This window comes from Phenylobacterium sp., assembly GCF_028290885.1.
Taxonomy (GTDB): domain Bacteria; phylum Pseudomonadota; class Alphaproteobacteria; order Caulobacterales; family Caulobacteraceae; genus Phenylobacterium.
The window spans coordinates 1-4,910 of sequence record NZ_JAQGIZ010000113.1 but is presented as its reverse complement, the minus strand read 5'-3'; the positions used below and the strand labels follow the sequence as shown (position 1 = coordinate 4,910).

General features: G+C 67.7%; 4 protein-coding genes. 2 read left to right on the top strand and 2 right to left on the bottom strand.

Translation table 11 applies throughout. From position 1 onward, the window contains the following. Window positions 1-46 precede the first annotated feature (46 nt). Together JWP28_RS07800 and JWP28_RS07795 are read right to left on the bottom strand one after the other, a co-directional pair. Entirely contained in the window at window positions 47-247 is a 201-nt protein-coding gene (locus tag JWP28_RS07800; RefSeq protein ID WP_299541773.1) for a hypothetical protein, read from the bottom strand. A gap of 14 nt (window positions 248-261) precedes the next feature. After that, window positions 262-1,854 carry an isocitrate lyase gene (locus tag JWP28_RS07795; protein WP_299541771.1) on the bottom strand — a complete coding sequence of 531 codons (1,593 nt, stop codon included), beginning with the start codon at window positions 1,852-1,854 and terminating at the stop codon, window positions 262-264. A gap of 163 nt (window positions 1,855-2,017) precedes the next feature. Between JWP28_RS07795 and JWP28_RS07790 the strand changes: the two genes are divergently transcribed. Beyond that, window positions 2,018-3,436, top strand: coding sequence for a helix-turn-helix transcriptional regulator (locus JWP28_RS07790; RefSeq protein ID WP_299541769.1), 1,419 nt, complete (start codon window positions 2,018-2,020; stop codon window positions 3,434-3,436). Between the two features lie 144 nt (window positions 3,437-3,580). Further along, a complete protein-coding gene (locus JWP28_RS07785; RefSeq protein WP_299541766.1) occupies window positions 3,581-4,807 on the top strand; it encodes a TetR/AcrR family transcriptional regulator in 1,227 nt (408 codons plus the stop codon). The last annotated feature ends 103 nt before the right edge of the window (window positions 4,808-4,910 follow it).

Below are 4,910 nucleotides of genomic sequence, written 5' to 3'. Positions count from 1 at the left end.
CCCGCCATGGCCATGTGGCGACGGGGAGCCCTGGTCTTCGGGCGACCTAGTTCGGCAGTACGAGTTGTTCGGACGCGATGGCGTAGCGGGTGGTGGCGCAGCTGCGGGTCTCCTCGGAGATCCGCCGCCACACCGCGCGGGCTTCGTCGCGGCTGTCGAAGGGGCCAAGCACCTGCGGCGGCCCGTTCTTCAGCGCCTTGAAGTCCAGGCAGCTGTACTCGCCGCCGACGACCCAGAAGCGTTCCATGGTCATCTCTCCGCTCAAGCGAACTGGTTCATGGTGTTGTGGACGCCGCCGGCCTTCAGCGCCGCTTCGCCGGCGAAGTATTCCTTGTGGTCGTCGCCGATGTCCGAGCCCGACATGTTCTGGTGCCGCACGCAGGCGATGCCCTGGCGGATCTCCTGGCGCTGGACGTTGAGGACGTAGCCCAGCATGCCCGCCGCGCCGAAGTACTCCTTGGCCAGGTTGTCGGTGGACAGCGCCGCCGTGTGATAGGTCGGCAGGGTGATCAGGTGGTGGAAGATCCCCGCGCGCTTCGCGCCATCGGCCTGGAAGTTGCGGATCCGCTCGTCGGCCTCGATGGCCAGGTCCGTGGTGTCGTAGTCGACGCTCATCAGCTTGGCGCGGTCGTAGGCAGACACGTCCTTCCCGGCCGCGACCCAGACGTCATAGACCTGCTGGCGGAAGTTCAGCGTCCAGTTGAAGGAGGGCGAGTTGTTGTAGACCAGCTTGGCGTTGGGGATGACCGCGCGGATGCGGTCCATCATGCCGGCGATCTGCTCGACGTGCGGCTTCTCGGTTTCGATCCAGAGCAGGTCCGCGCCGTTCTGCAGCGAGGTGATGCTGTCGAGCACGCAGCGGTCCTCGCCGGTGCCGGGCCGGAACTGGAAGAGGTTCGAGGGCAGGCGCTTGGGCCGCAGCAGCTTGCCGTTGCGGTTGAGGATCACGTCGCCGTTGCTGAGCTTGTCGGGCGTGATCTCCTCGCAGTCGAGGAAGCTGTTGTACTGGTCGCCCAGGTCGCCCGGCGCATGGCTGACGGCGATCTGCTTGGTCAGGCCCGCGCCCAGGGAGTCGGTGCGGGTGACGATGACGCCGTTGTCGACGCCAAGCTCCAGGAAGGCGTAGCGGCAGGCGCGGACCTTGGCGAGGAAGTCCTCGTGCGGAACGGTGACCTTGCCGTCCTGGTGGCCGCACTGCTTCTCGTCGGAGACCTGGTTCTCGATCTGCAGGGCGCAGGCCCCGGCCTCGATCATCTTCTTGGCGAGCAGGTAGGTCGCCTCGGCGTTGCCGAAGCCGGCGTCGATGTCGGCGATGATCGGCACCACATGGGTCTGGAAGTTGTCGACGGCGTCGAGCAGCTTTTCTTCCCGCTTCTTGTCGCCGGCCGCGCGGGCGGCGTCGAGGTCGCGGAAGATCATCCCCAGCTCGCGGGCGTCGGCCTGCTTCAGGAAGGTGTAGATCTCCTCGATCAGCGCCGGCACCGAGGTCTTCTCGTGCATCGACTGGTCGGGCAGCGGGCCGAAGTCGGACCGCAGAGCGGCGACCATCCAGCCGGACAGGTAGATGTACCGGCCCTTGGTCGAGCCGAAGTGCTTCTTGATGGAGATCATCTTCTGCTGGGCGACAAAGCCGTGCCAGCAGCCCAGCGACTGGGTGTAGTTGGCCGGGTCCGCGTCGTAGGCGGCCATGTCCTTGCGCATGATGTCGGCAGTGTAGCGGGCGATCTCGAGGCCGGTCTTGAAGCGGTTCTGCAGGCGCATGCGGGCCACGCCATCGGCGTCGATGCCGTCCCACGCGCCGTTCTTGCTTTTGATGAGCTGGCTCATCTCGATGATGTGGTCCTGGTAAGCCATCTGCCTCTTCCGCGATTGGCCGGACATGCGACGCGCCCGGAACCTGGAACCGCCGTAGCGCGGGGCTTTCCACCTGTGGAGTGACCACGAGGTTTAGCTGTCAAACTTTACAAAACTGATTTGTAATGTTGTAAGGACCGCACTTCCACGAGCCTGAAGCACGATGCCGACCGATCGCCGCCTCTACATCGGACCGCGACTGAGGCGCCTGCGCCGCGACCTCGGCCTGACCCAGGCCGACATGGCCGCCGACCTGGAGGTCTCGGCCTCCTACATCGCGCTGCTGGAGCGCAACAATCGCCCGCTGACCGCCGACCTGCTGGTGCGCCTGGCCCAGACCTACAACGTCGACATGGCCGCCCTGGCCGGGAACGCCGGCGCTGATGAGACGGCCCGCCTGCAGGCGGTCCTGAAGGATCCGCTGTTCGCGGACATCGACCGCGCCTCGCTGGAGGTCGCCGACATGGTGACCAACCATCCGGGGATCAGCGAGGCGCTGCTGCGGCTCTACACGACCTACCAGGAGGAGCAGCTCGCGCTGGCCGACCGGGGCGCGGAGACGCGCGAGGCCGACGGCCAGGGGGCGGAGGCGACCGACCCGGTGGCGGAGTCCAGGCGCTTCCTGGCCGCCCGCCGCAACAGCTTCCCCAGCCTCGACGACGCGGCCGAACGCCTGGCCCAGGCCGTGAGCGGCCAGGGCGGCGGCGCCGGCTATTTGAAGGCCCGCCACGACCTGCGGGTTCGGCGCCTGCCGTCGAGCGTGATGGTCGGCTCGATGCGCAGGCTCGACCGGCACCGCCGCGAGGTCCTGCTGGACGATGCGCTGGACGCGGCCAGTCAGGCCTTCCAGCTGGCGCTGCAGCTGGCCTATCTGGAGATGGGCGCCGAGATCGACGCGGTGCTCGAGACCGGCAGCTTCGCCAGCGAAAGCGGCGAGCGCCTGACCCGCCGGGCGCTTGCGAGCTATGCCGCCGCGGCCCTGCTGATGCCCTATTCCGCCTTCGCCCGGGCGGTCGAAGCGCGCCGCTACGACGTCGAGGCGCTGGCCCGCCAGTTCGGCGCCAGCTTCGAGCAGACGGCGCACCGGCTCACGACCCTGCAGAAGCCGGGGCAGGAGCGGGTGCCGTTCTTCTTCATCCGCGTCGATCCGGCCGGCAACGTCTCCAAGCGCCTGGACGGCGCCGGTTTCCCCTTCGCCCGCCATGGCGGCGGCTGCCCGCTCTGGTCCGTGCATCATGTGTTCCGCACCCCGCGCGAGGTGGTCACCCAATGGCTGGAGCTGCCGGATGGCCAGCGCTTCTTCTCCATCGCCCGCACGGTGACCGCGGGCGGCGGCGCCTTCGGCGCGCCGCGTGTGGAGCGCGCCATCGCGCTCGGCTGCGCAGCCGAACACGCCGGCCGCCTGGTCTACACGCAAGATCAGCCGGGACCTGGCGCGGAGGCGGCGACGCCGATCGGGGTCACCTGCCGCCTCTGCCAGCGCACCGAATGCGCCGCCCGGTCGGAGCCGCCGATCGGCCGCCAGATCCTGCCCGACGACATCCGCCGCACGAGCCTGCCGTTCGGGTTTTCGGACACCTGAGGCTCGGGGATTCACCGAACGCGTTACGCCATTGCGTTGACCGATCTGCAATCTAAGCCACTGGCGTACCACCGATTTCCGTGCGCTAATTCCCGAAAATATCGGGAATGAAATACGTTCCCGGAAAAACGCTGGGGATGAAACATGGTTCAGGTGGCGCTCCAGTCCACGGACCGGTTCGAGCGCAAGCGCGAGGCGATCCTCGACGCGGCGACGGAATTGCTCAACCGTCGCGGGGTGAAAGGCTTGACGCTGGGCGACGCCGCCGCCGCGGTCAGCCTCTCCACGACCAGCGTCACCTACTATTTCAAGCGCAAGGACGACCTGGCGGCGGCCTGCATGCTGCGCGGCATCTATGTTCTGCTGGACATCGTCCAGACAGCGCTTAAGGCCCCCACACCCCAGGCCAGGCTACGCAGCCTACTGCGGCTATATCTGGAGCGGATGCGCCGCGCCGCGGTGGGCGAGGCGCCGCCCCTGCCGGTGTTCTCGGACCTGCGCGCGCTGAACATGCCCCAGCGCGGCGAGGTGGCGGCGGCCTACATGAAGCTGTTCCGGCGCCTGCGGCAGATCTTCGAGACGCCGGACCTGGCGTGGCTGTCGCGCGGGCGGCGGACGGCCCGCACGCAGATGCTGCTGGAGCAGCTGTCCTGGGCCGCCGCCTGGCTGCCGAAATACGATCCGGAGGACTACGACCGCATCGGCGAACGGATGTGCGACATCCTGGTTGGCGGCCTGGCGACGCCCGGCCACGTCTGGAAGCCCTTGCCGCTGCCCATGGTCCAGCTTGCGCCGTGCACCCGGCAGGAGCTGAGCAGCCAGACCTTCCTCATGGCCGCCACCAAGCTGATCAACGCCCGCGGCTACCGCGGCGCCTCAGTGGACAAGATCTCCGCCGAGCTCAACGTCACCAAGGGCAGCTTCTACCACCACAACTGCGCCAAGGATGACTTGGTGGTGGCCTGCTTCGGCCGCACCTTCGATGTGATGACCCGCGTCCAGCGTCTGGCCATGGGACTGCCGGGCGACCAGTGGACGCGGCTGACCAGCGCGGCGGCCGCCCTCGCCGAGTACCAGCTGTCGGAGAATGGGCCGTTGTTGCGCTCCTCGGCCTTGGCCGCCCTGCCGGAGCCGATCCGCGCGGAGATGGTCAAGCACTCCGACCGGGTCTCCGACCGCTTCGCCGCGATGATCTGCGACGGGATCGCCGAGGGGTCGCTGCGCGCGGTCGATCCATTCCTGGCCGCCCAGATGCTGAACGCCACCCTGAACGCCGGCGCGGAGCTGGATGTCTGGGTGCCGGGCGTCAGCCAGAAGGCGGCGCCGGCGGTCTTCGCCCGCCCGATGCTGATGGGCGTCTTCGAGCGCTAGTGTGCTGGATTTGAAGTTCGCCTCATTCACGCGCCGCGCGCCGAGCGAACTTCAAATCCAAAAAGCACACTAGAAACATATACTTCCCTAGTGTCCTCATCGA

Bases quoted from the DNA above. Each gene is read 5' to 3' on its own strand.
- JWP28_RS07800 (WP_299541773.1), bottom strand. From the start codon at position 247: ATGGAACGCTTCTGGGTCGTCGGCGGCGAGTACAGCTGCCTGGACTTC.
- JWP28_RS07790 (WP_299541769.1), top strand. From the start codon at position 2,018: ATGCCGACCGATCGCCGCCTCTACATCGGACCGCGACTGAGGCGCCTG.
- JWP28_RS07785 (WP_299541766.1), top strand. From the start codon at position 3,581: ATGGTTCAGGTGGCGCTCCAGTCCACGGACCGGTTCGAGCGCAAGCGC.
- JWP28_RS07795 (WP_299541771.1), bottom strand. From the start codon at position 1,854: ATGGCTTACCAGGACCACATCATCGAGATGAGCCAGCTCATCAAAAGC.